A 26,705-nucleotide genomic window follows, 5' to 3' on the forward strand; every position below is an offset into this window, starting at 1 on the left:
GCACCCCGCGGGTGCGGCCCTTCGTCACGCGGTGCTGCCGGCCCGACCAGGCGCCGGCCCACGGAGACGGTGTCAGGCGGCGGCCTTCGCCTTCGTTGCGTACATGTCCACGTACTCCTGGCCGGACAGCCGCATGACCTCGCTCATGACCGAGTCGGTCACCGCGCGCAGCACGTAGCGGTCGCGGTCCATGCCCTCGTAACGCGAGAACTCCATCGGCTCGCCGAACCGGACCGTGACCCGGCCGGGGCGCGGCAGACCCGCGCCGCCCGGCTGGATCTTGTCCGTACCGATCATCGCGAAGGGCACCACCGGGGCGCCGGTCATCAGCGTCAGGCGGGCGATGCCCGTGCGCCCCCGGTAGAGACGGCCGTCCGGGGAGCGGGTGCCCTCGGGGTAGATGCTGAAGACCTTGCCGTCCTCGAGCACCCGGCGGCCGGTCATCAGCGCCGCGACACCGCCGCGGCCGCCGTCGCGGTCGACCGGGATCATGCCGCAGCCGGTGAAAAACCAGGCCATGAGCCGGCCCTTGACTCCCTTGCCGGTGACGTACTCGTCCTTGCCGATGAAGAACACCTGACGCTCACAGAACAGCGGCATGATCATCGAGTCGATGAACGTGAGGTGGTTGCCCGCGAGGATCACCGGACCGGTGCCCGGGATGTTCTCGGCGCCTTCCACCTTTGGGCGGAACATCAGGCGCATGATCGGTCCGAGCACTGCCTTGATGAGCGCGAATCGGGACAACGGGGCCCTCCGGCGGCGTGAGTGTCTCTGTAGAAGTGTGAAGTCTGTGCAGGTGAGGACGATACTCGCGGGTCGGGTCTGATCGCACATCGGGTTCACCCAAGGGATACGCAGTGTTGACATACGTTTCCACCACGTTATTTACATCCTCTCCCCTGCGTCACATGCAAATGCCTACCATCGGTCCGCCATTCGGCAGGTGCGGAACATCACATCGAGGGAGCGCTCATGACGCAGGGTGAGGCAGCGGGACGCGACGAGGCCGCCGGTACGAGCCCCGGCCGGCGCAAGCTGCTCGGGGCCGCGGTGCTCGGCATCGGGGGCGCCTCACTGGGGCTCGGCCTCGGCGGCGGTCCGGCAGCCGCCCGGGAGCGTCGCGGGCACGGCTCCTCCTACCGCGACCTGCCGGTGCCGACCGTCATCGCCCACCGCGGCGCCAGCGGCTACCGGCCGGAGCACACGCTGGGCTCGTACCAGCTCGCGCTCGACCTCGGTGCGCACGTCGTCGAGCAGGACCTCGTGCCCACCAAGGACGGCCATCTCGTCTGCCGTCACGAGAACGACATCACCGGTACGACCGACATCGCTGCGCACCCCGAGTTCGCGAGCCGGAAGACCACCAAGTCGGTGGACGGGGTCTCCCAGACCGGCTGGTTCACCGAGGACTTCACGCTCGCCGAACTCAAGACGCTGCGGGCCAAGGAGCGCATCCCGGGCGTCCGGCAGGAGAACACGCTCTACGACGGCCGCTGGGAGATCCCCACCCTCGAGGAGGTGCTGCGCTGGGCCGAGAAGGAGGGCCGCCGGCGCGGCCGGCCCATCTGGCTCCACTGCGAGACCAAGCACCCCACCTACTTCCGCGGCCTGGGCCTCGGCCTGGAGGAGCCGCTGGCGCGGCTGCTGCGCAAGTACCGCCGGGACAAGAAGCACTCGCCCGTCTTCCTGCAGTCCTTCGAGCCGACCAGCATCCAGCGGCTGTCGAAGCTGGTGGCCTCGCCGCGCGTGGTGCTGCTCTCCTCCGCGGCCTCCCGGCCCTGGGACTTCGTCCAGGCCGGAGACCCGCGCACAGTCGCGGATCTGGTCACGCCCGAGGGGCTGAAGTGGATCGCCGGCTTCGCCCAGGGCATCGGGCCGACGCTGGACCTGATCATCCCGAAGGACGCCGCCGGAAAGCTGGGCACGCCGACCACCCTGGTCCGCGACGCTCACGCGCAGGGGCTGATCCTCCACCCGTACACGATGCGCAACGAGAACAGCTTCCTGCCGCTGGACTTCCGGCGCGGTACGGACCCGAACGCGTACGGGGACTCCTTCGGCGCCTTCAGGACGTACTTCGAGCAGGGCATCGACGGGATCTTCACCGACCACCCCGACACGGGACTGCTGGCCGCGGCCGACTTCACCCGTGACGAGACCGACTGACGGACCGCTGCCCCCGGGCCCGGAGCCCTTCGCTCCGGGTCCGAGTCCGCGTCAACTCTGTGCCGCTGTGGACCGGTTGGGGTGACTTCCGGCCTTATGGGAAACCGGGCCGTCCCGTCCCGGCGTCCCGCCCGGCATGACCACGAGTACCGCACAGCTGGTGGCCGCACTGCGCCCTCTCCTCCGCGCCGAAGCCGCGGCCGAGGCGTCGGCGGCCGGAATCGAGGCGGCCGACATCGAACAGGCCGTATGGCTGAGACTGCTGGAGCGCGAGACGGGACCGGACGAACCCGCGCGCTGGGTGCGCTCCGCCGTACGGACGGAGGCGCGCATCGCCCGCCGCAGAAGGCGGCGCGAAGCCGCGTACCACGCCGACGGCCCGGAACCGGCGACGGGACACGACTCCTCCCCGGAGGGCCGGGCGCTGGCCGGCGAGCGACACCGCGCCCTGCGGGCGGCAGTCGGACGGCTCCCCGGCCGGTGCCCCGAACTGCTCGGCGCGATGCTCTCCCCGGACGATCCGACCTACCGGGAAATCGCAGGAGAGCTGGGTATCTCACAAGGCAGTCTCGGGCCCGTGCGTTCCCGATGCCTGGGGTGTCTGCGCAGAATGCTGCGGGCGGAGGTTGGGGCTCCTGAACCCTGGGGAAAGGAGCCGTAGACCGAGCGGGAACCAGGTGAGCGGGAGGCATGCACACATGGGCATGAGCGTGACCATCTCTGCGGCGACCGAAGAGGACGCCGAGCAGATCTGCAAACTGCAGTACCTGTGCTACCAGAGCGAGGCCGAGCTCTACGGCGACTACGCCATCGAGCCGCTCACCCAGACGCTCGCCGGCATCAGGGCCGAACTCGCCGGCGGCTACGGACTGGTGGCCCGCCTCGGCGATGAAGTGGTGGCCTCGGTGCGCGGCAGCGTGGACGAGGCGGGTACCGCCCGGATTGCCAAGCTGATCGTGCACCCGCGGATGCGGCGACATGGGCTGGGCGGCAGACTGCTGGCCGCCATAGAGACGTACTTCGCCGCCGAGCGGGCGGCGAAGCGGTTCCAGCTCTTCACCGGACACCGCAGCGAAACCAATCTGCGCCTCTACCGCAGCCGTGGCTACGCCGCGGTGGCCAGCCGGCGTATCGGGCCCGCCCTGACGCTGGTCACGCTGGAGAAGGAGGCGGACCCCCGGGCATTCGTCGCCAGCGCTTAGGTCCTCTACGGCGCCCGGACACCCTCGAGTTGGCCCGCCAGGGCCGTACGCGGTGCGAGAATGTGTGCGCACGGCTCGTGAGACCAGTCGGGGGGCGCGGATCACCGTGGAGGCACTCAGGGCGGAGGACCCGTCATGGATCGGCAGCTACCGGCTGCTCGGCCGGCTCGGCGCGGGCGGCATGGGGCTGGTGTACCTGGGGCGCTCGGCCCAGGGCCGGATGGCCGCGGTCAAGGTGATCCACGCGCAGCTGTCCCACGACCCCGAGTTCCGGCGGCGGTTCCGCGCCGAGGTACGGTCCGCGCAGCGGGTCGACGGCGCCTGGACGGCACCCGTTCTCGACTTCGACACGGAGTCCGCCACCCCATGGCTCGCCACCGCTTACGTGCCCGGCCTCACCCTGCACGAGGCGGTGACCGGGCCGGGCGATCGGCTGCCCGAACGGTCGGTGTGGTCGCTGGCCGCCGGGCTGGCAGGAGCGTTGCGGAACATCCACGAGAGTGGGCTCGTGCACCGGGACCTCAAGCCGTCCAACGTGATGCTCTCCCTCGACGGCCCCCGGGTGATCGACTTCGGCGTCGCGCGGGCGGCCGACGCCAGTGTCGCTACCCGGACCGGCGCGGTGATCGGCTCTCCCGGCTACATGTCCCCGGAGCAGGTCAGGGGCCGGGATGTCCTCGCGGTCAGCGATGTCTTCAGCTTCGGCTCGGTACTTGCCTTCGCTGCCACGGGCCGGCATCCGTTCGGCGACTCCGACAGCGGCAGCTACGCGCTGATGATGCGGGTCATCGAGGAGGAGCCGGACCTGGAGGGACTGTCGGGACCGCTGGCCGGGCTGGTGCTGCGCTGCATGGCGAAGGACCCCGGACAGCGCCCGCCGTTGCGTGAGATCGCCGAGGCCGCGACCGCGGCGACGGCCGGCGAGCATCAGAGCACCTGGCTCCCGCCGGCGCTGACGGCGGAGATAGGCCTCCGGACCGCCCGCCTTCTCAGCCTGGACGATCCGCCGCAGACCCGGCTGGACGGTTCCCAGGGTGTCCACGCCCTGCCGACCGTTCACTCGCAGCCCCGGCCCCAGCCCCAGCCCCCGCCTCAGGTCCAGCAGCCCCACCCCCACCCTTACCCTCCGTCCCTGCGGCCCGCGGCCCCGCGGACTCCCGCCTCGTGGCCGACCGTCTCGCCGGCGGGCGGCGACACGCGCCGTGGTCGTGCCCTCGTACCGGTCCTGAGCACCGTCTGCGCGGTCGCCGTACTGGCCACCTTGGTGATGCTGGTGAAGCCGGACGACGGCGGCCGGGGAGACGACCGGACGGCGGATCCCGGCGCCTCGGCCCCGTGGGTGTCATCGCCCGCGACCGCCGGAAAGGACGGGAGCAGCAGTACCTCGTCCCCCACCAGGAAGCCCGCCTCGAAGTCCTTCACCTACCGGGGAAAGTGGAGTGGCCTGCTGCGGCAGGGCGGTTCCCAGGACTACTCGGTGAAGGTGGACTACACCGGCGGAAAGGTCGGGCAGCGGGTCGCGAGCGTCGACTACCCGTCACTTGGCTGCGGGGGGCGGTGGATTCTTCTCAGGGAGTCGTCCGACGGCATCGTGGTCCGGGAGGAGATCACCCGTAACTCCCACTGCCTCCCCGAAGTGGAGATCAACGTGACCCGCTCGGGCAACGACCAGCTCATCTACGAGATCACCGACCTGGCCCATGTGGTGGGGCCGCTGAGCCGAAACGAGTGACGGCCGTTGGGCACCGTGGTGCGGGTCCGGGCGGTTCGAGGAGCGTTCGAAGACGGGTCAGGGCATGCGGATGCCGGCGATGAGCCGCTGATGCATCTGGTTCATGGCCTTCTCGTTCGCCTCAGGAACGAGCGTCACGGCCTGGACGAGGTGGGCGTCGTCGGCGATGAAGCGAGTGGCACCCACCAGGCGGACGCCCCCCTCGGTGGAGAGCCTCGCGTCGAGCGCCGGGTGGCCGTCGACCGTGGACTTCCGGATGCGGCTGCTGGTGAGAGTCTCGCCGGTCACCTGCTCGTAGGCCTCGAGGGAGCCCTGAAGCATCTTGTCGAGATCCTGCTGGGTGCCGGGCAGGTCGAAGACGACGAAGCCCACAAACCCGTCAGCCACCTCCACCCCGTACAGACGAACGTCGACGATCTTGCCGTCGACGGGCACAGCCGACTTCCTGACCGTGGAACTTCCGGGAAGCTCGGCCGTGATGCCGCTGGGGGAGTCGGTCGTCTTCACCCACTCCACGGCGGGGATGGTGATGCCGTGGTTCTCGCGACCGTGACCGCCGTGCCCGGCTGCCATCGTGGTCGAGGTGCCGGCACGCGGCGTCTCGAGAGCCGCACTGGTGGGCGGCACTACGCCTGCTACGGCCAGGGCGGTAGCGGTGGCGAGCATCAGAAGCCGCCGCGGCCGGGAACGGTGAGCCACAGGAATCACTTCCAGGCAGAAAGGGGCGGCCTGGTGTGCGAACCCCACGTGTCAATTAAAGCCCGGCTGATCGAATGGCGTCGTACCGGCGGGACCCGGACAGGGCCTAGCGCCCGGCGCCCAGCGGGCCCGCGGCGGCCCTGGACCTTCGCAGCCACAGCATCCCGGTCACGGGCAGGATCACCGGAATGAAGAGGTAGCCCATGCCGAAGTCGGACCACACGGTGGCGTCGGGAAAGGCGGAGGGCTCCACCAGCGTCCAGGTGCCGACGGCCAGGACGCCCGTCAGCTCGGCGGCGCAGCACACCAGGGCCGCCTTGCGGGCCGTCTCCCCGCCGCGCACCAGCGAGTACGTGATGAACGCGTACACCAGCGCCGCCGCGGCGGAGAGCGCGTAGGCCAGCGGCGCCCGGTCGTACTCGGTGGCGATCTGGTAGGCGGAGCGCGAGACCGCGCCGACGGTGATCACTCCGTACACCCAGACCAGCAGCAGCCCCGGGCCGGTGACCAGCCGGGTACGCGTGCGCTCGCGCCGGCCGGTGGCGGGCTCAGGCACCGCTGCCTCCCCAGATGTCGTACAGCCGGACTTCGAGCACGGCCAGCACCACCGCGCCGGCCGCGACCGTTGCCGAGCCCCATCGGGTGCGCTCGGCCAGCGAGAGGAAGCCGGCGGCCGGGACGGCCGCGAAAGCACCGATCAGATACGAAACGAAGATCACGCCGCCCTCGTCGGGCTTCTCGCCCCGGGCCAGCTGCACGAACCCGACGATCAGCTGGACCAGAGCGAGCACGGAGACCACGGCCATGCCGATGAAGTGCCAGTCCTTGGTGGGCTGGTCGCGGAACGCGGCGAATCCGCACCACACGGCGAGGGCGAGGGCGGTCACACAGAGTGTCACCGTCAGGGCGTCAAGCATGCAGCGAGGGTATTACGGGCCAAAACACCTGGTGCGCCCGGCCCCGGGGCGGCCGTGGTGTTGGCCACAGCGACGGCCCCGCCCGTCCGTCGCCGCCCGGCGAGCGAGGGACCTGTCGACCGCGTTCGCCCAGGTCATGGGCGGCGGAGTGGCAGTCGCCCGGGCGGTCGGAGCCTGTCCAGGCGTGTCCGCTATTCGGACAGCGGTGATCGGCTCTGGATACTCGTCTGGTTTACTGGGGCCATGACCACGACGAGCAGCCGCACCCTTGCGACCGAGGCGATGATTACGCCCGGTGCTCGCTGTATGTGTCGAATGTGCGCCTTCTGAGGGCCCCCTCCTGCAGCCTCGCGCCCCGAAGCGAGACCCGGCCGAGCCACGTCCGTGAACCGCGGAACGTGCCTGCCCCGCGCACGCGTTGACTACCGGTTTCCACCGATTCAGCCGTTTCGCGTTCCCTGACGAATTGCCCGTGCCCGGCGGACACTGCGCCGCGCACTCGACAGTGACGGAAATCCCTGTGATCACCACAACGGGCCTGAAGAAGGTCTACCAGTCGCGAGACCGTGAGGTCACCGCCCTGGACGGCGTCGATCTGCACGTGCGGGAGGGCGAGGTCTTCGGAGTCATCGGCCAGAGCGGCGCCGGCAAGTCCTCCCTCATCCGCTGCGTAAATCTCCTGGAGCGTCCGACCGCCGGCACGGTGACCGTCGACGGCCAGGACCTCACCGCCCTCGCCCGACGCGGTCGCCGCGCCGGCCGGGAGCTGCGCGAGGCGCGCAGCCGGATCGGCATGGTGTTCCAGCACTTCAACCTGCTTTCCTCGCGCACCGTGCAGGCCAACGTCGAACTGCCGCTGGAAATCCTCGGCGTCTCCGGCAAGGAGCGCACCCGCAAGGCGCTGGAACTGCTCGACCTCGTGGGCCTCGCCGACAAGGCGAAGGTGTACCCGGCGCAGCTCTCCGGCGGGCAGAAGCAGCGTGTCGGCATCGCCCGCGCCCTCGCCGGCGACCCGAAGGTGCTGCTCTCCGACGAGGCGACCAGCGCACTCGACCCGGAGACCACCCGTTCGATCCTCCAGCTGCTGCGCGACCTCAACCAGCAGCTCGGCCTCACCGTTCTGCTCATCACGCACGAGATGGATGTCGTCAAGACGATCTGCGACTCGGCCGCGCTGATGAAGGACGGGCGGATCACCGAGTCCGGAACCGTCGCCGGACTTCTCGCCACGCCGGGCTCCGAGCTGGCCCACGAACTCTTCCCGGTCAGCGGAACGGCCTCCGGCGACGACCGCACGGTCGTCGACGTCACCTTCCACGGCGACGCGGCGACCCAGCCGGTGATCTCACAGCTCTCGCGTACCTACAACGTCGACATATCGATCCTCGGGGCCGCGATGGACACCGTCGGCGGAAAGCAGGTCGGCCGTATGCGGATCGAACTCCCCGGACGCTTCGAGGAGAACGTCGTACCGATCGGTTTCCTGCGCGAGCAGGGCCTTCAGATCGACGTCGGCGCCAAGTGAACTGGACCGAAATGCGGCCCGAGCTGGTCAACGCCACTCTGGACACCCTCTACATGGTCGGCTGGTCCACCTTCTACGCGGTGCTGGGCGGACTGCCCCTCGGCATCCTGCTCATCCTCACCGACCGAGGCGGGCTGCTCCAGAACACCGTGGTGAACAAGGCCGTCGGAGCGATCGTGAACATCGGCCGCTCGCTGCCGTTCTTCATCCTGATGATCGTTCTGATTCCGTTCTCCGCCTGGGTCACCAACCAGGTCAGCGGACCCACCGCCTTCGTCGTGCCGCTGGCCATCGGCGCCGTCCCGTTCTTCGCCCGGCTCGCCGAGACCGCCATTCGCGAGGTCGACCACGGCCTCGTCGAAGCCGCTCAGGCGATGGGCGGCGGAACATGGACCACCGTCTTCAAGGTGCTGCTGCCCCAGTCGCTGCCGTCGCTGATCGCCGGCATCACGACCACCGTGATCACGCTCATCGGCTACTCCGCGATGGCGGGCGCGGTCGGCGGCGGCGGCCTCGGCAGCCTGGCGTACACCCGCGGATACCTGCGCTTCGAGAGCAGCTGGATGATCGCCAACATCGCCCTGCTGGTCGTCCTCGTCACCCTCGTGCAGCTGGCCGGCGACCTCGTCGTGCGGCGCCTGGCCCACCGCTCGGGCCGCTCCACGGCCGCCGCAGGTCTGCGGCTCTTCGGGACCCGGCCGAGTCCGGCGCCCGCCAAGACTTCCTGACCCCGCATGTCCGGACCCTTTGCCGGACAGTTCAACCCCGCAAGAAAGGCACTCTTCGTGCGTACCCCTGTAAAGATCTCCGCCTCCCTCGCGGCCGCCGCCGCCCTGACTCTCGGGCTCGGCGCCTGCAGCGCGCCCTCCGACCCGAAGAAGGAAACGACCGCGGGCAGGAAGGCAGATCCGGCCGCCACGCTCACCGTCGCCGCCAGCCCCACCCCCCACGCCCTCATCCTCGAGTACGTCAAGGACAACCTCGCGGCGAAGGAAGGGCTGAAGCTGGACGTCAAGGTCTTCGACGACTACGTCCAGCCGAACAAGGCCACCGAGCACGGTGACGTCGACGCCAACTTCTTCCAGCACAAGCCTTACCTCGACGACTTCAACAAGCAGAACAACACGCACATCGTGCCGGTCGTCAATGTCGAGATCGAGCCGCTCGGCCTCTACTCGAAGAAGGTCGAGAAGCTCAGCGCCCTGAAGCCCGGCCAGACCGTCGCGGTCCCCAACGACGCCACCAACGAGGGCCGCGCACTCAGGCTGCTCGCCGACAACGGTGTGATCGAGCTGAAGGACGGCGCCGGCAGCAATGCCACCCTTGCCGACATCAAGGACACCAAGGGCCTGCAGTTCACCGAGCTGGAGGCGGCCCAGATCGCCCCCCGCCTCGACGGCTTCGACGCCGCCGTGATCAACGGCAACTTCGCCATCGGTGCCAAGCTCAAGCCCTCCACGGACGCGCTCGCCCTGGAGAAGGGCGAGGGCAACCCGTACGCCAACTTCCTTGCCGTGAAGGCGGGCAACGAGAACGACCCGCGGATCGCGAAGCTCTCCAAGCTCCTCAACTCCGACGAGGTCAAGCAGTTCATCGAGAGCAAGTTCGGTGACGGCTCGGTCATTCCGGCTTTCGGGGCCGTCAAGTCCTGACGCCCGTACGGCCCTTGTGGGCGAAGGCCCCGCGCACCCCGCCCGGTGCGCGGGGCCCTCGCGCGTCCACCCGGCCATGCGCATCCGCGTACCGATGCTGCATGCTGTGCCTTTACGGCCCTGACAACGGTCTCTGGCATGGAGTTGCGCATGACTACCACCTTTCCGGACATCTCCATCAGCACGGACCGGTTGGTGATGCGCCCCTTCGAGGAGCCCGATGTCACGGCGCTGACCGAGATGATGAACGACGAACTCGTCACCGCGTGGACCTCGGTCCCGCACCCCTACACCACGGCCCATGCCCACGACTGGGCCACCCGGCTGGCGCACGACGAACGCACCGAGGGCCGGGGGATCGTTTTCGCGGTGACCGAGTTCCTGACCCAGCGGCTCGTCGGCGTCGTCCATCTGCGCAACACCGACTGGCGCTGCCGGTCCACCGAGATGTCCTACGTCACGGCGCCCTGGGCGCGGGGAGAGGGCTACGCCTCCGAATCGGTGCTCGCGGTCGCCCAGTGGCTGTTCCGGGATCAACGGTTCGAGCGCCTGGAGATGCGTACGGCCGCCGACAACGCAGCCTCCCAGCAGGTCGCCCAGAAGATCGGCTGCATCAGCGAAGGCGTCCTTCGCAACGCGTGGATAGCGCGCACGCAGACGGAGGACGGCAGCTGGACCGATCTGCGCACCGACCTCATCGTCTGGAGCCTGCTCCCCGAGGACCTCGACGGGGTCTCCGACGAGATGGCCGACGCGGGCGGCTACGCCGGGTACACCGACTGGAACTGACCTGATGACCAGGTAGTCTCACCGTGCCCGCCGCTGTGCGGGCTGCCCCGACCTGCGACACATCCAGGAGACTGACGACGATGGCCGACCGGGTCACGGTGATCGGCTGGGACGGTTCGCCCCTGACCGCAGCCGCCAGGTCCGCCCTCTCGGCCGCCACGCTGGTGGCCGGTGCCGCACACCACCTGGCACTCCCCGAGGTGCCCGCATCCGCGGAAAGGATCCGCCTCGGCAGCGTCGGTCTCGCCGCCCGCCGGATCGCCGGACACCGCGGCAGCGCGGTGGTCCTCGCGGACGGTGATCCCGGCTTCTTCGGTGTCGTACGGACTCTGCGCGCCCCCGAACACGGCCTCGAGGTCGAAGTCGTGCCCGCCGTCTCCTCCGTGGCCGCCGCTTTCGCGCGCGCCGGGATGCCGTGGGACGACGCCCACGTCGTCGTCGCCCACCCCCGTACGCTGCGCCGCGCCGTCAACGTCTGCCGGGCGCACCCCAAGGTCGCCGTCCTCACCTCGCCGGGAGCGGGCCCCGCCGAACTCGCCCTGCTCCTCGAAGGCGTCCACCGCACCTTTGTGATCTGCGAGGAACTCGGCACCGAGCGGGAGCAGGTCACTGTCCTGACCTCGGACAAGGCCGCCGACCACAGCTGGCGCGACCCCAATGTCGTGATCGCCATCGGAGGCGGCGGAGGGGGCGGCGCGGACCGGGACGCCGGCTGGATCGCGGGCCACGAACCGGGAGGCCCGTCGCCGGAGCGCGGCTGGGCCCTGCCGGCCGAACCGGGACAGCCCGGCCCGGCGGAGGGCGAATCGATCCAGCTGCGTGCCGCACAACTGGCCCGCCTCGGCCCGCGCACCGGCGACCTCGTCTGGGACATCGGCACCGGCACCGGATCACTTGCCGTGGAGGCCGCCCGGTTCGGCGCAGCCGTCATCGCCGTCGACCAGGACCCCGCCGCCTGCGCCCGGGTCGATGCCGCCGCCCGGCACGCCCATGTCCAGCTCCAGGTCGTCAACGGACGCGCACCGCACGTCCTGGAGAGGCTCCCCGAACCCGACGTCGTACGCATCGGCGGCGGCGGAGTCCCCGTGGTGTCCGCGTGCGCCGACCGGCGCCCCGAGCGGATCGTCACGCACGCTGCGACGCGCGACGAGGCGGAGGCGGTCGGCAGGACGCTTTCCGAGAGCGGCTATGCCGTCGAATGCGCCCTGTTGCAGTCCGTCGACCTCGACACCCGCACCTGGTCCGAACGCGAGCGCGCGGTGGCCTTCCTGCTCTCCGGAAGGCGCCTGGATCGCGCCCCGTGATCCCTCCGTCGCGCCACGCGGGGTAGGCTGGCCGATCGTTGTACTGCCTGGGGGCGTTCGGTGCTTCGTTCGCCAATGTCCCAAAAGGGCGCCCGGTTTGGGTGTCTGTGTGGTATGGCGGAACCGGAGGACGCGCGACGTGGCGCAGTCCACAGCGGGCCGTGGCACGTATGGCTGCCATGGCGGCGAAACGGCCGCGACAATGACTCATGTCGGCGGGTGTTCGTGCCGCGCGGCGCACACGCTCGTTCTTCATGACGGGCGACAGGTGTGCCGCGACCGGGCGCCCGGGCGAGCTGGTCGAAGGAGCACAACCGATGGGCGAGGGGTACGCATGACTGACACCGGCCAGGTTCCGGGCGAGGGAATGCCGGAGAACGCGGGCATGGTGGACCAGCCTGGCATCTCCGCTCCAGGCGCGTACTCCTTCCTCGACCCCGCAGACGCTGCCCACCTTGCGGAGAGTGGTGCCGAGGACGACGACCTGCTGCTGATGCCGAGCGCGCAGGGCGCGTGGAGCGACCCGCAGCCGGTGCCCCCGGCCATGGTCGCCGCGCCCGCAGCGATGCCCGTTCCGGACCCGCAGCCCGACGCCCACGAGGCCGGCGGCCGCGACTCCGGCTCCGTCGACCTCAGTGGTGTACGTGTCGCGCCGCCCGTGGCCGCCCCCGCTCCCGCGCGGCGACCGCTTCACATGGGACCGCCCGTGCCGGAGGCCACCGGCGGGGTGGTTCGCTCTCTCGCGGACCGAGGCCCCGCTTCGGCGCCGCATAACCCGGCCCCCGTACGGCACGCGGGTCCGCCCACCAACGGCCCCGAGTACCTCGATGTGCCGCGCACCGGCGCCGGCGTCCTGCCGGGCCCGCAGCTCGGCGAGATCCCGCCGCACGCGGGCGGCCCGTGGAGCCCGCAGGCGGCACAGGTGGTCCAGACTGCCCCGGCCCCCGCAGAAACGGTCGTCCCCGAGGCCCCGTCGGTGCCGGAACCGGCGCAGCCGGTCGGGCAGTTCGTCCCGGTGGACGGTTCGCTGCCGTCCCGGGAGAACCTGGCGCCGGCCCCGGCGGAGCCCCAACCGGTTCCCGTCGCCGAGGCGGCCGTGCCCGGGGTGACCCCCGAGGGTGCCGCGTCCCGGGCGGTCGGCCGGTCGCAGGCCGCCTCCGAACCGCAGCCGGTACCGGCCGCCGAGGCCGCTGTGGCCGCGGCGGGCCCAGACAACGCAGCGCATGAGCCGGCGCCCGCGCCTGAGCCGGCGCCCGCGCCCGAGCCGGCTTCACCGGACGAGCAGAGCGCCCCGGCGGTCCCCGTCCAGGCCGTTTCCGAAGCCGTGCCGGCGCCCGAGCAGGCGTCCGAGCCCATGGACGAGAACGGGCCGCAGCACCACGAGCCGGTCCGGGACCAGGGCGAGCGGCGGAGCCAGGGCGACCGGCACGAAGGCCGGCAGCAGGGCCAGGAGCCGGCTCCGTACCCGGCCGAGATCCAGTCCCGGCCCGAGCACCAGGACCCGGCGGCCCCCGCCCCCGCGGCGGAGGCCGAAGGGCGGGCCGCCGCGGACGAGGCGCACGAGCCCGGCGGGCAGCAGACGGTCGACGAGGACCCGCAGGCGGTTCCGCTGGTTCCCACCCCGCGTGACGGCGGCGAGGCGGCTCCGCATCCCGAGCCGGTGCCGGCAGCCGAAGCCGGCCCGGCGGCGGAGGCCGTCACCGAGCAACCGGAGTTCCACACCGCGCAGGACGCTCCCACCGCGCAGGACCCCGCCGCGGAGCTCGCGCCGCAGCCCGGGACCGGCACGCTCGCCGCGGACCCCGAGCCGGAGCCCCTGGCCGTCACCGAAGCCGAGCCCCCGGACGCGCCCGAGTCCGCAGTCCTGGAGTCTGCGTCCGAGGCAGCGACGGAGCCCGTAACCGCGTCGGCGGCCGAGCCTGAGACCGAGCCGGAAGCCGCGGCCCCGGCGCCCGAATCCGCGGCACCCGAGCTTGGAACCGCCGTGGCCGCCGCCCCCGAGGCGGCGCGCCCCGCGCCCGCACCCGGCTACGACGACGCCGAGCGAGAGGCCGTCCTGCGTGTGATGCGTGAACGTCGGGACATCCGCAACGGCTTCCGTTCCGACCCCATCCCGCACGAGGTCCTCCTGCGCGTACTCGAGGCCGCGCACACCGCACCGAGCGTGGGTCACTCCCAGCCGTGGGACTTCGTTGTCATCCGCTCCGCCGAGACCCGCCGGTCGATGCACGAACTGGCCACCCGTCAGCGCGAGGCCTACGCCAAGTCATTGCCCAAGGGCCGGGCCAAGCAGTTCAAGGAACTGAAGATCGAGGCGATCCTCGACACCCCGGTCAACATCGTCGTCACCGCCGATCCGACCCGCGGCGGCCGACACACGCTCGGCCGGCACACCCAGCCGCAGATGGCGCCGTACTCCTCCGCACTCGCCGTCGAGAACCTCTGGCTCGCGGCCCGCGCCGAGGGGCTCGGTGTCGGGTGGGTCAGCTTCTTCGACGAGCGCGAGATGGTGCGCGCGCTCGGCCTCCCCGAGCATCTGGAAGTCGTCGCCTACCTCTGCGTGGGGTACGTCGACGAGTTCCCGGAGGAGCCCGAGCTCATGCAGGCCGGGTGGTCCAAGCGCCGCCCGCTGGCCTGGGTCGTGCACGAGGAGACGTACGGCCGCCGCGCGCTTCCCGGCGAGGAGCCGCACGACCTGCTGCAGGAGACCATCTCCAACATCCGTCCGCTCGACGCCAAGGCGCTCGGCGAGGCCTGGGAACGCCAGAAGCGGATGACCAAGCCGGCCGGTGCGCTCGGCATGCTGGAGATCATCTCCGCCCAGCTGAGCGGACTGTCGCGGATGTGCCCGCCGCCCATCCCCGAGCCCGCCGCCGTCGCGATCTTCGCCGGCGACCACGGCGTGCACGCGCAAGGTGTCACCGCCTGGCCCCAGGAAGTTACCTCGCAGATGGTCGCGAACTTCCTCGGTGGCGGCGCGGTGTGCAACGCCTTCGCCAACCAGGTCGGCGCCGAGGTGTGCGTGATCGACGTCGGCGTCGCCGGTGACCTGCCCGCAACGCCCGGCCTCCTCCCGCGCAAGGTGCGTCCGGGCACGGCCGACTTCACCACCGGCCCGGCGCTCACCCGCGAAGAGGTCCTCTCCGCCATCGAGGTCGGTATCGAGACGGCCCGCGACCTGGTGGCTGCCGGGAACAAGGCCCTGCTCACCGGTGAGATGGGCATCGCCAACACCACCGTGTCGGCCGCCCTGATCTCCGTCTACACCGACACGGACCCGGCCGAGGTGACCGGCCGTGGTACGGGCATCAACGACGAGATGCACGCCCGCAAGGTCGACGTCGTACGCCGTGCGCTCGACCTGCACCAGCCGGATCCCGCCGACCCGATCGGCGTCCTCGCGGCGGTCGGCGGCCTGGAGCACGCCGCGATCGTCGGCCTCCTTCTCGGTGGCGCCTCGCTGCGCACCCCGGTGATCCTGGACGGCGTGAGCGCCGGAGCCGCGGCCCTGGTCGCCCGCGCCATCGCGCCGGAGGCCCTGGCGGCCTGCATCGCCGGCCACCGCAGCGCCGAGCCGGGCCATGTGGCGGCGCTCAACAAGCTGGGCCTGCGCCCGCTGGTCGACCTCGACCTGCGCCTCGGCGAGGGTACGGGCGCGCTCCTGGCGCTTCCGGTGGTCCAGAGCGCAGCCCGTGCGATGCACGAGGTGGCGACGTTCGACTCGGCGGGTGTGACGGAGAAATGACGCGCGGGAGGGGACGGGGCTCGGAGGGAGTGACGTCCGGGACGTAGCAGCGTGATGGGTGGCGCCGGGCAGCCGGAGTGACCCGGCTGAAGCGCCGTACGTCATGTGCTACCGAATGGCACTCCCGCGGGCCCCGTCCGCCTCCCCACCGGCCCATCCCCACCCCGGCCCGCCCCGGCCCCGGACCGTAAGGTGGGCGCGGGGCCCGGAAAGCCGCCCCACCAGCGCCGCTCCACCGTCGCAGCGGCCCGTACACGCAAGACCGCACGAGGAGCCGCACAGCCATGGCCGAGCCCGCCGAGCACCCCGCCTATCCCGTCGGACTGCGTCTGTCCGGACGGCGAGTCGTCGTCCTCGGTGGCGGCCAGGTCGCCCAGCGCCGCCTGCCCGCGCTCATCGCGGCCGGCGCCGACATCGTCCTCGTGTCACCGTCCGCGACCCCGTCCGTCGAGGCGATGGCCGAGGCCGGCGAGATCCGCTGGGAGCGCCGCCCGTACGCGGAGGGTGACCTCGCCGACGCCTGGTACGCCCTCGTCGCGACGGGCGACGCGGAAGCCAACGCGAGGGCGTCCGCCGAGGCGGAACGAACCCGCACCTGGTGCGTACGCAGCGACGACGCCGAGGCGGCCACTGCCTGGACCCCGGCCACCGGGCGCAGCGAAGGCGTGACCGTCGCAGTGCTCACCGGGCGCGACCCGCGCCGGTCCGCCGCGGTGCGGGACGCGATCGTCGAGGGCCTGCGCGACGGCACTCTCGCCGCGCCCCACCACCGCACCCGCACCCCTGGTGTAGCCCTGGTCGGCGGCGGCCCGGGCGACCCGGACCTGATCACCGTGCGCGGCCGCCGTCTGCTAGCCGAGGCGGACGTCGTCATCGCGGACCGCCTCGGCCCGCGCGACCTGCTCGACGAACTCCCCCCGCACGTCGAGGTGATCGACGCGGCGAAGATCCCGTACGGCCGTTTCATGGCCCAGGAGGCCATCAACCACGCGCTCATCGAGCACGCGAAGGCCGGCAAGGCCGTGGTCCGCCTGAAGGGCGGTGACCCGTTCGTCTTCGGCCGCGGCATGGAGGAGGCCGAGGCGCTCGCGGAGGCCGGTATCCCGTGCACCGTGGTCCCCGGTATCTCCAGCTCCATCAGTGTGCCGGGGGCGGCGGGAATCCCGGTCACCCACCGGGGGGTTGCCCACGAGTTCACCGTGGTGAGCGGCCATGTCGCCCCCGACGACCCGCGCTCGCTGGTCGACTGGACGGCTCTGGCCAAGCTGCGGGGCACACTCGTCCTGCTGATGGCGGTCGAGCGGATCGGCCCGATCGCCGCCGCCCTGACCGCGCACGGCAGGTCGCCCGAGACGCCCGTCGCGGTCATCCAGGAGGGGACGACCGCGGCCCAGCGCCGGGTGGACGCGACTCTGGCCACCGTCGGCGACACGGTCAGGGCCGAGGAGATTCGTCCGCCGGCGGTCATCGTCATCGGCGAGGTCGTCGGTGTCGGGCCGGGCGCGGGTGCCCCCAAGAGCGCGTAACCGCCGGTAACCGATCTCGTTCCAAGCCGTTGGCACCACACCCAGGACAAGGCAGTATCACCCTGTGGCTGATCTCATCACCATCGAGGACCCCGACGACCCGCGTCTGCGCGACTACACGGGCCTGACCGACGTCGAGCTCCGGCGCAAGCGGGAGCCCGCGGAGGGCTTGTTCATCGCCGAGGGCGAGAAGGTCATCAGACGGGCCGGACACGCCGGCTACGAGATGCGGTCGATGCTGCTCTCGGCCAAGTGGGTCGATGTGATGCGCGACGTCATCGACGAGGTCCCGGCCCCCGTGTACGCGGTCAGCCCGGACCTCGCCGAGCGGGTCACCGGGTACCACGTGCACCGCGGCGCCCTGGCCTCGATGCAGCGCAAGCCCCTGCCGACGGCCGGCGAACTCCTCGGGTCGGCCCGCCGCGTGGTGGTCATGGAGGCGGTCAACGACCACACCAACATCGGCGCGATCTTCCGCAGCGCGGCCGCCCTCGGCATGGACGCCGTACTGCTCTCGCCGGACTGCGCGGACCCGCTCTACCGGCGCTCGGTCAAGGTTTCCATGGGCGCGGTGTTCTCCGTCCCCTACGCGCGTCTGGAAACGTGGCCCAGGGGCCTCGACGCGGTGCGGGAGGCGCGCTTCAGGCTCCTCGCCCTCACCCCGGACGAGAAGGCGTCGCCCATCGAGGACGCCGCCCCGCACAGCCTCGAACGCGTTGCGCTGATGCTGGGCGCGGAGGGCGACGGGCTCTCCACGCAGGCACTTATGGCCGCGGACGAGTGGGTCCGGATCCCGATGGCGCACGGCGTGGACTCGCTCAATGTGGGGGCGGCCGCTGCGGTCGCGTTCTACGCGGTGGCCTCGGGCCGCCCGCAGGACTGACCGGAGGTCAGAGCTCCGGAGGTCAGAGCTGTTGCGCCGCGGCGATCCCCAGCGCCACGATCACCGTCACCACGACGAACACGATGAGCCGCTGGCGGAGCAGACGCCGGTTCGGTCCGGCCGGACGCCGTCCCGCCGAGGTCGTACGGGGGACGGGTCTGCCGTTCGTACGGGCTCCGGGGCGGGTGGTGTTGCGCGGTGCCGCCGGGCGGAATCCCGTGGGGCGCGGCGAGGAGGGGCGGGGCGGCGAGGAGGGACGCGGCGCCTGTAGGCGGGGCGCGGGGGCACTCGCCGTGCGCCGTTCGGTGTGCTGCGTAGGCCGGTCGGCGTGCTCGGCGAGCCGTCCTGTGGGCCGGTCGGCCTCGCTCCGCTGAGCGGGCGGACGGATCTCCGACAGGCCCTGCGCCTCCCGGGCCGCGATCTCCTTGAGCCGCATCGACAGTTGGAGGGTGGTGGGCCGGTCCTCCGGATCCTTGGCCAGGCAGGCCCGTACCAGCGGAGCCAGGGCGTCGGGCACCCCGTACAGCTGCGGTTCCTCGTGCACGACCCGGTAGAGCATGACCTCGGAACTGCCGTGTCCGAAGGGTGAGTCCGCTGTCGCCGCGTACGCGAGGGTGGCGCCCAGCGCGAACACGTCCGTCGCCGGCGTGACCAGGGCACCGCGGACCTGCTCGGGCGCCAGGAACCCGGGCGAGCCGACAGCCGTACCGACGTGCGTCAGGGTGCTGGCGCCCGTCGCCCAGGCGATACCGAAATCGATGATCCGGGGGCCCTTCGGCGAGAGCAGGATGTTCGACGGCTTCAGGTCGCGGTGCACCACCCCTGCCTCGTGGACTGCCACCAGGCCCTCCGAGAGAGCGGCGCCGATCGAGGCCACCTGGGCGGCCGGCAGGGGGCCTTCGTCGGCCACCTTGTCGTGCAGCGAAGGGCCGGGGACGTACTGCGTCGCGAACCAGGGGCGGTCCGCCTCGAGATCGGCGGCCACCAGCCGGGCCGTACAGCCACCGCGGATGCGCCGGGCCGCCGACACCTCACGTGCGAACCGCGAACGGAACTCCTGATCCTCCGCCAGGTCCGGCCGGATCACCTTCAGCGCGACTCGCTGACCCCGCCGGTCGGAGCCGAGGTAGACGACGCCCATGCCGCCCGCGCCCAGCCGACGGTGAAGCCTGAACGAGCCGACGACACGCGGGTCCTCGCGCCGGAGCCGCATCATCGCCATGTTCATCCCCGCTGCCCGGTCCGTTTGACGTGGCACAGCTTACGGACCATCGGGCCGGTGTGCGGAGAGGCCGCGCCCTCGCGGCCCGGCCGATTGTCAGTGTCCGATGGGAAACTTGAGGGGTGGTCAGGGGACAGGCGGCCGGCGCTCTCTCCTCACCCGTGCGAGATCTCAAAGGTCCGTCGCAGAAGGGGGATTGGGAAATGAAGGGCGATCGCGTGGAGATAGTCGTGGACGCGGGAGACACGACCCGTACGTACGAAGTGGTGGCAAGCCGGGCGGGGCGCCGGGTGGAGACGGCGGTGCGCAGAGGGGTCGTGGAAGTGAGCGAAGTCACCCGGAACGGATCGGTGGTGCGCACGGCGCGGTTCATGGCGAACCGGGTGCTGGCTCTGGTCGAGCAGCCGGTGCCGCGGGAGGACTCCTCGGAGAAGCCCCTCCGGGAAGACCCCAAGTCCTAGGACCTCGTCTCCACCCAGGGGAGTAGGCGGCCGGGGTGCCCGTCATCCTCCGGGAGGCCCGGGAATCGGTACGAGGGCATGACGCCCGGGTATCGCCCCGCCCCTAGTGTTGAAGTCAAGCGGCGGGCGCAGCACTCGTCCCCCGAGGTCACACGCTCGCCGCGCTCAAAACGACAGGAGAGGGACCATGGCGGACACGGCATCGCGGAGCATGATCCGCACGCAGGGACGCAAGGCGTACGCCGCGTTCGGCGGCCGCCGGTCCGGCACTCGCCACCCCCTGGTGGCGGCGGCGATGGTGCTTCCCCTGGCGACCCTGCTCGTAGTCGTCTTCGGCGGCTGGGAAGCGGTGGTCACACAGGCGTCGTCCGTGGGTGTGATGCTGGGGCGCTGAGCGGCGCCCCAGGCCCGGGAGAGCGGCCCGGGCCGGGGACATCCGGCCCATCAGCCCCGTGGGGACGGGGGTGCGGCGGACGGCAGGAAAGGGTTGACCCGCGCAGCTGGGGAGCTGTGCGGGCCAACCCTTTTCTCAGGGGCCACCGGCCCTGGCGCTGCCGCCCGGGCCACCCCTTCGGCCATGCCCGGGACGGCCGCCCCGCGTACCATCCCAGGGCAGGGCCGTCATCCGCCCGGCACCGACGCACCCCGGGGGAGACCGTGCCCGTACCGCTCGCCGAGGAACTGGCCGCGCTCGCCGCCGGCGTGCCCGCTCCGCGCCGCGCCACCGGGCAGCACGCAACGCTCGCCGACCGCCCCGACGGCACCGTGGTCCACAGCGGGGGCGTCGTGGCCAAGGCGCACGCCCCGGACACGGACCGGGCGGCGCTCGACATACGGATCCGCGTCGCCGCCGCCGCCCGCATGGGCGGCATCCTGCTGCCCCCGCTGCCCGTCCTCGCCCGTGAGGGCGCCCTGTCCGCCGTACTGCACGGCCGTCCGGTGACGGTTTGGCCGCACGGCACGCCCGTCGATCCCGAGCATCCGGAAGCCGCCCCCTGGGAGGACGCGGCCCGGCTGCTCGCCCGGCTGCACGCCGTGCCCCTGGACGAACTGCCCGGCCCACTCCCGGCGATGCGCGGGCCGGCGAAGGCCGCCCGCGCGGTACGGCGTATGAGGGCCGCCGACCCCGGTCCGGCCGCCACCCCCGTACTCGCTGCCTGGCGCCGGCTCCCGGCGTGGGCCCGTAACGAGGCGCCCGCGCCAAGCAGCGGCATGCTGTGCCACGGAGACCTCCATCTCGGACAGCTCGTCCGGAACCCGGCCCACGACGGCCCCTGGCTGCTGATAGACGTCGACGACATGGGCCTCGGCGACCCGGCCTGGGACCTGGCCCGCCCGGCCGCCTGGTACGCCGCAGGCCTGCTGGACCCGGAGATCTGGCTGAGCTTCCTCGGCGCGTACCGGGCGGCCGGCGGGCCCGCCGTGCGCCCCGAGGGCGACCCCTGGCCCGAACTGGACGTTCCCGCCCGCGCCTTGACCGTGCAGACGGCCGCCCTCGCGCTGGCAAAGTCGGCCGCGGAGAACCGGGCACTGGACGAGGTGGAAGAGCTGATGGTCGAAGCCTGTGGCCGAATCGCCGCACTCCCGCCCGAGTTGGCGTTCGAGGCGTCATCGTAGGGTGAGCCGAGCGTCGCCGGGCATGCATCCGGCGATGCCGACCCGACGGCGAGGAGTTGAGCCGACATGCAGTGTCCGAAGTGCCATGCAGCGATGCACACGTACAACCGCAATGGTGTCCAGATCGAGCAGTGCAGCGGCTGCCGGGGGATCTTCCTCGACTACGGGGAACTGGAGGCGCTGACCCGCCTGGAGTCGCAGTGGACGCAGCAGGCCCCGCCGGCCGGGCCCGCCCCCCAGGCCTACCCGGCTGCTCCCGCCCCTGCCTGGGGCGCCCCGCAGCACGGCGGTCACGGTGGCCATTACGGTCACCACCGCCAGAAGGGCTTCGGGCGGATGCTCTTCTCGTCCTGAGCGATCGATCCACCCGAGCAGCTCTGATGCAGAAAGCCCCCGGCCGTGGAGACGGCCGGGGGCTTTTGCGGTGGTGCGCGATACTGGGATTGAACCAGTGACCTCTTCCGTGTCAGGGAAGCGCTCTCCCGCTGAGCTAATCGCGCGGGACGGTGCTGCTGAGGTGGTGCGTGAACTGCGATGGGGCGTGCTGCGTGCGCGATACTGGGATTGAACCAGTGACCTCTTCCGTGTCAGGGAAGCGCTCTCCCGCTGAGCTAATCGCGCGGGTCGGATCCGCCCTCGTCAAGCACGAGCGGGGATCCAGTGGACGATACTGGGATTGAACCAGTGACCTCTTCCGTGTCAGGGAAGCGCTCTCCCGCTGAGCTAATCGTCCTTGGAGGTGGAGACGGGATTTGAACCCGTGTAGACGGCTTTGCAGGCCGTTGCCTCGCCTCTCGGCCACTCCACCACAGAGCGCGGGGGTCCGGGAAGATCCCCCACTTCGAGCGGACGACGAGATTCGAACTCGCGACCCTCACCTTGGCAAGGTGATGCTCTACCAACTGAGCCACGTCCGCAGGTGCAGCCTCCGGGGCGCTTTCGTTCCCCGGCGACGTGTTGAACTCTAGCGGATTCCCGGTCCAGCTCAAAAACGCGTTTCCCCAGCGTGCTGCGCTGCGTTCAGCCCGACGTACCTCACGTGCACCTCCACCAGCACCGCTCCGGCACCTCCTCGACACCCGCCATAGACTCACAGCCGTGCACGACCTCCCCCCGATGGCCCGCTTCGGCGGCCTCGTCGCGACAGACCTCCGCGACGTGACCAGTGATCCCACCGCCCTCGAATCCACCGGCTTCTGGGCGGTCGCCGCCGACTTCGAGGGCCGGTTGACCTGCGCCCGCTTCGGGGATGTACGTGCCGAGCCGGTGCCCGCCCCGCTGCCCGGCGCATGGGCCGGCCCCGGTACGGGGGACTGGACGTCCTCGCTCGACAGGGCCGGGTACACCGCGGGCGTACGGCGCATACGTGCGCATATCGCGGCCGGGGACGTCTACCAGGCCAACCTGTGCCGCGTGCTGTCCGCACCTCTGCCCCAGCCCGCCACCGCCGACGTCGACGCGCTGACGTCGCTGCTGGCCCGCGGCAACCCCGCTCCCTACGCCGGAACGATTCGCCTGAGAGCGCACGGGGTGGAGATCGCCACCGCCTCGCCCGAGCTGTTCCTGCGGCGCGCAGACCGCGTCGTCGACTCCGGTCCGATCAAGGGCACCGGGCGCAACCGCGAAGACCTGCTGGAGAAGGACCACGCCGAGAACGTGATGATCGTGGACCTGGTCCGCAACGATCTCGGGCGAGTATGCGCCACCGGGTCGGTCACCGTCCCACGACTCTGCGCCGTGGAAGCCCACCCCGGCCTGGTCCACCTCGTCTCCACCGTCCGAGGCGAACTGGCCGCCGACGCCGGCTGGGCCGAGCTGCTGGCCGCCACGTTCCCGCCCGGCTCGGTGACCGGCGCCCCCAAGTCCAGCGCGCTGCGGATCATCGAAGCCCTGGAGACGGCGCCGCGCGGCCCCTACTGCGGCGGCATCGGATGGGTCGACGCCGACCGCGGCACGGGCGAGCTGGCCGTGGGTATCCGGACCTTCTGGATCGACCGGGACGCGATCGGCGGGCCGAATCTGTGCTTCGGCACCGGTGCTGGCATCACCTGGGGTTCCGACCCGGACCGGGAGTGGGACGAGACCGAGCTGAAGGCTGCCCGGCTGCTCGCGGTAGCGTCGGGAGAGTACGTGGCGAGTGGAGGGACCGTACGGTGAAGATCTGGCTCGACGGAACACTGCAGGACGCCGAAGGAGCACGGGTTTCCGTGTTCGACCACGGGCTGACCGTGGGCGACGGCGTCTTCGAGACGCTCAAGGCGGTGGAGGGCAGGGCTTTCGCCGTCACCCGCCACCTTGACCGGCTGGCGCGGTCGGCGCGCGGCCTCGGACTGCCCGAACCCGACCTGGACGAGGTGCGCCGGGCCTGCGTGGCGGTCCTGGACGCCAACCCCATGGCTTTCGGCCGGCTGCGCATCACCTACACCGGCGGGCTCTCGCCGCTGGGCTCCGACCGCGGCGACACAGGCCCCACCCTGGTTGTCGCGCTGGGTGAGACGAAGAGGCGACCCGACACCACAGCGGTGATCACCGTGCCCTGGACCCGGAACGAGCGCGGCGCCCTCACCGGGCTCAAGACCACCTCGTACGCCGAGAACGTCGTGGCGCTCGCCCGCGCGCACCAGCAGGACGCGTCCGAAGCGCTGTTCGCCAACACGGTCGGGCAGCTCTGCGAAGGCACCGGCTCCAACGTGTTCGTCGTCGTCGACGGCGAACTGCACACGCCGCCGGTTGCCTCGGGGTGCCTGGCCGGCATCACCCGTGCCCTGGCCGTCGAGTGGACGGGAGCCCGCGAGACCGACCTGCCGATGGACGTCCTGGAGCGGGCCGAGGAGATCTTCCTGACCTCGACGCTGCGTGACGTGCAGGCGGTCCACCGGGTCGACGAGCGCGAACCGGCGGGCGCGCCGGGGCCGGTGACCGTGAAGGCCATGCGCATCTTCGACGAGCGGGCCGGGTCGGATCTGGATCCGTAATCCGGATGACGGCAGGCGCCGTTCGGGGTAGAAAGCCCCTGATGACCACCACCCTGCGGCCCACCGGGCCGATACAGCACGGCGCCGGCGGTGCGAAGTCGCGGCAGTACCGGGTATGTGTGAACAGCCGCCCGGTCGGCACGATCGAGCTCTGTACCGATCACCGGTTCGGCCCCTCCGTCGGCCGTATCGCGTCGTTGCGGATCGATGAGCAGGACCGTCGTCGGGGCCGCGCCACCGTCGCGGTCCTGGCCGCCGAGGAGGTGCTGAGGGGGTGGGGCTGCACCCGGGTGGAAGCCTCCATCACGGCGCAGGCCGCGGCGGCCCGCCACCTCGCGTCGGCCCTCGGCTACGTGGTGCGCAGCCGCAACATGCTCAAGCGCCTGCCCGTCGAGCCGCCTTCGCTGCCCGCGGACAGCGAAGGACGGCCCATGAGCGGGCCGGAGTACGAGCTGTGGATCGAGCGCACCCGGCAGGGTTACGTACGCAGCCTGATGGGGCGGGGCATTCCGGAGGACCAGGCGAGGGCGAAGTCGGAGTCCGACCATTCCTCGGCGCTGCCGGACGGCAGACACACGCCGGACACCTACCTGGGTGTCCTCCTGCACGACGGGACCCAGGTGGGAACCCTGTGGGTGGCGCTGCGTCCGGTGCGGCCCGGCATGCCCGGCGCGTTCGTCTTCGACGTGGAGGTGGCCGCCGAACACCGGGGGCGGGGCCACGGGCGCGCGCTGATGCTGCTGGCCGAGCGCGAAACACGGGCAGCCGGGGTGGCCGAGCTCGGCCTCAACGTGTTCGCCGACAACACCCCCGCGGTGCGTCTCTACGAGTCGCTCGGCTACGAGACGACCGACTACCACCTGTACAAGCAGCTGCTCTAGCTGTACTGCCCAGGAACGCACGAGCCGTCGTTACCGGCCGTCGCTCCGGCCGCCGCCGCCCTGGCCGGCCAGCAGCCGGTCGGCGATCTCCTCGATCCGCTCGCGCAGGCCGGCCTGGCTCTTGCCGCCGTCGAGCCGTTCGCCGCCGATGACGTAGGTCGGGGTCCCGGTCACCCCGATCGCCTTCCCCTCCGCCTGGTCGGCGTCGACGATCAGAATGTGCCGGCCGTCGATCAGCGCCGTGTCGAACTCTTCGGCGTCCAGCCCCAGTTCGCGTGCGACGTCCACCAGGAAGCGCTCGCCCTTCCCGGCCAGTTCCTCGGTGCGGGCGAGCACCGCCTCCGCGTAGGGCCAGGCCTTCCCCTGCTCGGCTGCCTCCTCGGCGGCCTGTGCGGCGGCGAAGGCGTGCTTGTGCTTCTCGAGAGGGAAGTGCCGCAGTCGTACATCGAGCCGGTCGCCGTAGCGCTCCCGCAGCGCCCGCAGGTCCTCCAGGGCGCTGTGGCAGTCGGAACACTGCAGCTCGCACCACACATCGAGGACGGGGCGGTCGGGACGGCCGGGACGGGAGTCGCTCATGCTCACAGTCTTTCAGCATCTCCGGCAGCTCCCCAACCGGGACCCTGGGGAGGATCGCACCCCCGAGATCTCCCTGACCTCGTACCGGATCGTGGCTTATGTGCAGGTGACCGGTGCAGGATGGAGGAACAGAGCTCCCACCGCAGGAGGACCGGATGCTCGTCGAGACCATTTGTTCCGCGGTGTCAGTGGCCGGCTTGGGCATCGCCGCGATCACGGCGTACCGCAAGCGCTTCCTGACCGCTGCCCGTATCGCCGCGTACGCGCTGGTGCCCATCGGCCTGGTGCTGACCGGCGTGATCGACTGGGTCTCAGACCTGGTCTTCAATCCCACCGTCTGGGCCGGATTCGGGCTGCTCGGCCTCGCCTGGGCGCTTCTCATGACCACGCGCGCGGTGGAGCGCCGCGGCGGCGGCACCCGCCAGGAACGCAAGCAGGCCCGGGCCGCCCGCCGGGAAGCGGCCGCGCCGGCCGCCTCCGCGCCCTCGCTGGGGCCGGGCCGCACCAAGGCGGCTCAGCCCGCCGCCAACGAGCCGGGGTCCGCCGCGTCGCAGGGCGAGGACTTCTCCGACATCGAAGCGATCCTGAAGAAGCACGGGATTTAACGAACACCCGTGCCCGATGGGCGTGTTGACCTCGACGTGTCCGGCCGCTGCGTCATCATGCCCCCGAGATGCTGGACACCTCCCGGGGCGATCCCCCCGTACCCACCGATGAGCAGCGCGGTTGCCTCTTCGCGCTCTCCCAGCCGCCCCTGATGATCTTTCTCGGGGTGATTGGCTGCCTGCTGCTGATAGCGGCGATGCACGATCTCTATCTGCTGTGAGGGC

General features: G+C 71.4%; 27 protein-coding genes and 5 tRNA genes. 21 read left to right on the top strand and 11 right to left on the bottom strand.

The features are described from left to right. Nucleotides 1-72 precede the first annotated feature (72 nt). Complete coding sequence (locus AB0M62_RS16965; protein WP_366074979.1) at nucleotides 73-837, bottom strand: lysophospholipid acyltransferase family protein; 765 nt, start codon at nucleotides 835-837, stop codon at nucleotides 73-75. A gap of 138 nt (nucleotides 838-975) precedes the next feature. On the opposite strand from AB0M62_RS16965, the gene AB0M62_RS16970 reads away from it, so the two are divergent. From AB0M62_RS16970 to AB0M62_RS16985, 4 genes are all read left to right on the top strand, one after another. Further along, on the top strand, nucleotides 976-2,169 hold the full coding sequence (locus tag AB0M62_RS16970) for a glycerophosphodiester phosphodiesterase (protein WP_366074980.1): 1,194 nt from the start codon (nucleotides 976-978) through the stop codon (nucleotides 2,167-2,169). A gap of 136 nt (nucleotides 2,170-2,305) precedes the next feature. Beyond that, a complete protein-coding gene (locus AB0M62_RS16975) occupies nucleotides 2,306-2,830 on the top strand; it encodes a sigma-70 family RNA polymerase sigma factor (protein WP_366074981.1) in 525 nt (174 codons plus the stop codon). A 37-nt stretch (nucleotides 2,831-2,867) separates the two neighbouring features. Continuing rightward, entirely contained in the window at nucleotides 2,868-3,371 is a 504-nt protein-coding gene (locus AB0M62_RS16980) for a GNAT family N-acetyltransferase (protein WP_366074982.1), read from the top strand. A 106-nt stretch (nucleotides 3,372-3,477) separates the two neighbouring features. Next, nucleotides 3,478-5,103: a serine/threonine-protein kinase gene (locus AB0M62_RS16985; protein WP_366074983.1), complete on the top strand. Its 1,626-nt coding sequence runs from the start codon at nucleotides 3,478-3,480 to the stop codon at nucleotides 5,101-5,103. Between the two features lie 57 nt (nucleotides 5,104-5,160). On the opposite strand, the gene AB0M62_RS16990 is transcribed toward AB0M62_RS16985, so the two are convergent. The 3 genes from AB0M62_RS16990 to AB0M62_RS17000 all read right to left on the bottom strand — a co-directional run bounded on the left by AB0M62_RS16990 (nucleotide 5,161) and on the right by AB0M62_RS17000 (nucleotide 6,719). Beyond that, nucleotides 5,161-5,769 carry a hypothetical protein gene (locus AB0M62_RS16990; protein WP_366074984.1) on the bottom strand — a complete coding sequence of 203 codons (609 nt, stop codon included), beginning with the start codon at nucleotides 5,767-5,769 and terminating at the stop codon, nucleotides 5,161-5,163. Nucleotides 5,770-5,908: 139 nt separating this feature from the next. Beyond that, complete coding sequence (locus AB0M62_RS16995) at nucleotides 5,909-6,358, bottom strand: hypothetical protein (RefSeq protein ID WP_366074985.1); 450 nt, start codon at nucleotides 6,356-6,358, stop codon at nucleotides 5,909-5,911. Then, a complete protein-coding gene (locus AB0M62_RS17000) occupies nucleotides 6,351-6,719 on the bottom strand; it encodes a hypothetical protein (RefSeq protein ID WP_366074986.1) in 369 nt (122 codons plus the stop codon). Before AB0M62_RS17000 ends, AB0M62_RS16995 begins: the two co-directional genes overlap by 8 nt. Nucleotides 6,720-7,239: 520 nt before the next feature. Between AB0M62_RS17000 and AB0M62_RS17005 the strand changes: the two genes are divergently transcribed. The 8 genes from AB0M62_RS17005 (at nucleotide 7,240) to AB0M62_RS17040 (ending at nucleotide 18,143) form a co-directional block, all read left to right on the top strand. Next, on the top strand, nucleotides 7,240-8,244 hold the full coding sequence (locus AB0M62_RS17005; RefSeq protein ID WP_366074987.1) for an ATP-binding cassette domain-containing protein: 1,005 nt from the start codon (nucleotides 7,240-7,242) through the stop codon (nucleotides 8,242-8,244). Then, a complete protein-coding gene (locus AB0M62_RS17010; RefSeq protein ID WP_366074988.1) occupies nucleotides 8,241-8,972 on the top strand; it encodes a methionine ABC transporter permease in 732 nt (243 codons plus the stop codon). The genes AB0M62_RS17005 and AB0M62_RS17010 overlap by 4 nt, the downstream gene beginning before the upstream one ends. A 57-nt stretch (nucleotides 8,973-9,029) precedes the next feature. After that, nucleotides 9,030-9,896: a MetQ/NlpA family ABC transporter substrate-binding protein gene (locus tag AB0M62_RS17015; protein WP_366074989.1), complete on the top strand. Its 867-nt coding sequence runs from the start codon at nucleotides 9,030-9,032 to the stop codon at nucleotides 9,894-9,896. Nucleotides 9,897-10,046: 150 nt separating this feature from the next. Continuing rightward, entirely contained in the window at nucleotides 10,047-10,685 is a 639-nt protein-coding gene (locus tag AB0M62_RS17020) for a GNAT family N-acetyltransferase (RefSeq protein WP_366074990.1), read from the top strand. Between the two features lie 80 nt (nucleotides 10,686-10,765). Continuing rightward, on the top strand, nucleotides 10,766-11,989 hold the full coding sequence (gene cbiE / locus AB0M62_RS17025; protein WP_366074991.1) for a precorrin-6y C5,15-methyltransferase (decarboxylating) subunit CbiE: 1,224 nt from the start codon (nucleotides 10,766-10,768) through the stop codon (nucleotides 11,987-11,989). A 334-nt stretch (nucleotides 11,990-12,323) separates the two neighbouring features. Then, complete coding sequence (cobT, locus tag AB0M62_RS17030; protein ID WP_366074992.1) at nucleotides 12,324-15,734, top strand: nicotinate-nucleotide--dimethylbenzimidazole phosphoribosyltransferase; 3,411 nt, start codon at nucleotides 12,324-12,326, stop codon at nucleotides 15,732-15,734. Nucleotides 15,735-16,018: 284 nt separating this feature from the next. Next, nucleotides 16,019-17,260, top strand: a complete 1,242-nt coding sequence (gene cobA, locus AB0M62_RS17035; RefSeq protein WP_366074993.1) for a uroporphyrinogen-III C-methyltransferase — start codon at nucleotides 16,019-16,021, stop codon at nucleotides 17,258-17,260. Nucleotides 17,261-17,324: 64 nt separating this feature from the next. Continuing rightward, nucleotides 17,325-18,143, top strand: coding sequence for an RNA methyltransferase (locus AB0M62_RS17040; protein ID WP_366074994.1), 819 nt, complete (start codon nucleotides 17,325-17,327; stop codon nucleotides 18,141-18,143). A 22-nt stretch (nucleotides 18,144-18,165) separates the two neighbouring features. Here AB0M62_RS17040 and AB0M62_RS17045 read toward each other — a convergent pair whose 3' ends face one another. Further along, the gene (locus tag AB0M62_RS17045; RefSeq protein WP_366075120.1) at nucleotides 18,166-19,365 is read right to left on the bottom strand and encodes a serine/threonine-protein kinase; all 1,200 of its coding nucleotides are present in this window, start codon (nucleotides 19,363-19,365) and stop codon (nucleotides 18,166-18,168) included. 203 nt (nucleotides 19,366-19,568) lie between these two features. On the opposite strand from AB0M62_RS17045, the gene AB0M62_RS17050 reads away from it, so the two are divergent. From AB0M62_RS17050 to AB0M62_RS17065, 4 genes are all read left to right on the top strand, one after another. Next, nucleotides 19,569-19,826, top strand: coding sequence for a hypothetical protein (locus AB0M62_RS17050; protein WP_366074995.1), 258 nt, complete (start codon nucleotides 19,569-19,571; stop codon nucleotides 19,824-19,826). Nucleotides 19,827-20,013: 187 nt separating this feature from the next. Further along, complete coding sequence (locus tag AB0M62_RS17055; RefSeq protein WP_366074996.1) at nucleotides 20,014-20,220, top strand: hypothetical protein; 207 nt, start codon at nucleotides 20,014-20,016, stop codon at nucleotides 20,218-20,220. A 287-nt stretch (nucleotides 20,221-20,507) separates the two neighbouring features. Continuing rightward, nucleotides 20,508-21,443 (top strand): aminoglycoside phosphotransferase family protein, encoded by a 936-nt coding sequence (locus tag AB0M62_RS17060; protein ID WP_366075121.1) that lies wholly within the window; start codon nucleotides 20,508-20,510, stop codon nucleotides 21,441-21,443. 66 nt (nucleotides 21,444-21,509) lie between these two features. Then, on the top strand, nucleotides 21,510-21,797 hold the full coding sequence (locus AB0M62_RS17065) for a zf-TFIIB domain-containing protein (RefSeq protein WP_366074997.1): 288 nt from the start codon (nucleotides 21,510-21,512) through the stop codon (nucleotides 21,795-21,797). Nucleotides 21,798-21,868: 71 nt separating this feature from the next. Here AB0M62_RS17065 and AB0M62_RS17070 read toward each other — a convergent pair. The 5 genes from AB0M62_RS17070 to AB0M62_RS17090 all read right to left on the bottom strand — a co-directional run bounded on the left by AB0M62_RS17070 (nucleotide 21,869) and on the right by AB0M62_RS17090 (nucleotide 22,360). Then, a tRNA-Val gene (locus AB0M62_RS17070) sits at nucleotides 21,869-21,943 on the bottom strand. 49 nt (nucleotides 21,944-21,992) lie between these two features. After that, nucleotides 21,993-22,064, bottom strand: a tRNA-Val gene (locus AB0M62_RS17075). 40 nt (nucleotides 22,065-22,104) lie between these two features. Then, nucleotides 22,105-22,176: transfer RNA gene (locus AB0M62_RS17080), tRNA-Val, on the bottom strand. A gap of 1 nt (nucleotide 22,177) precedes the next feature. Next, nucleotides 22,178-22,251 (bottom strand) — tRNA-Cys (locus tag AB0M62_RS17085). A gap of 36 nt (nucleotides 22,252-22,287) precedes the next feature. Next, nucleotides 22,288-22,360, bottom strand: a tRNA-Gly gene (locus AB0M62_RS17090). Nucleotides 22,361-22,541: 181 nt separating this feature from the next. Here AB0M62_RS17090 and AB0M62_RS17095 point away from each other — a divergent pair. From AB0M62_RS17095 to AB0M62_RS17105, 3 genes are read left to right on the top strand one after another with little or no spacing between them, the layout of a single operon-like run. Then, entirely contained in the window at nucleotides 22,542-23,600 is a 1,059-nt protein-coding gene (locus AB0M62_RS17095; protein WP_366074998.1) for a chorismate-binding protein, read from the top strand. Continuing rightward, entirely contained in the window at nucleotides 23,597-24,418 is an 822-nt protein-coding gene (locus tag AB0M62_RS17100) for an aminodeoxychorismate lyase (protein WP_366074999.1), read from the top strand. The genes AB0M62_RS17095 and AB0M62_RS17100 overlap by 4 nt, the downstream gene beginning before the upstream one ends. Nucleotides 24,419-24,459: 41 nt before the next feature. Beyond that, complete coding sequence (locus AB0M62_RS17105) at nucleotides 24,460-25,299, top strand: GNAT family N-acetyltransferase (protein WP_366075000.1); 840 nt, start codon at nucleotides 24,460-24,462, stop codon at nucleotides 25,297-25,299. 30 nt (nucleotides 25,300-25,329) lie between these two features. Here AB0M62_RS17105 and AB0M62_RS17110 read toward each other — a convergent pair whose 3' ends face one another. Next, on the bottom strand, nucleotides 25,330-25,875 hold the full coding sequence (locus tag AB0M62_RS17110) for a DsbA family protein (protein ID WP_366075001.1): 546 nt from the start codon (nucleotides 25,873-25,875) through the stop codon (nucleotides 25,330-25,332). A 155-nt stretch (nucleotides 25,876-26,030) separates the two neighbouring features. On the opposite strand from AB0M62_RS17110, the gene AB0M62_RS17115 reads away from it, so the two are divergent. Both AB0M62_RS17115 and AB0M62_RS17120 read left to right on the top strand, forming a co-directional pair. Beyond that, nucleotides 26,031-26,480 (top strand): hypothetical protein, encoded by a 450-nt coding sequence (locus AB0M62_RS17115; protein ID WP_366075002.1) that lies wholly within the window; start codon nucleotides 26,031-26,033, stop codon nucleotides 26,478-26,480. A gap of 68 nt (nucleotides 26,481-26,548) precedes the next feature. Then, on the top strand, nucleotides 26,549-26,701 hold the full coding sequence (locus AB0M62_RS17120; protein ID WP_366075003.1) for a hypothetical protein: 153 nt from the start codon (nucleotides 26,549-26,551) through the stop codon (nucleotides 26,699-26,701). Nucleotides 26,702-26,705 lie beyond the last annotated feature (4 nt).

Source organism: Streptomyces sp. NPDC051219, assembly GCF_040682335.1.
Taxonomy (GTDB): domain Bacteria; phylum Actinomycetota; class Actinomycetes; order Streptomycetales; family Streptomycetaceae; genus Streptomyces.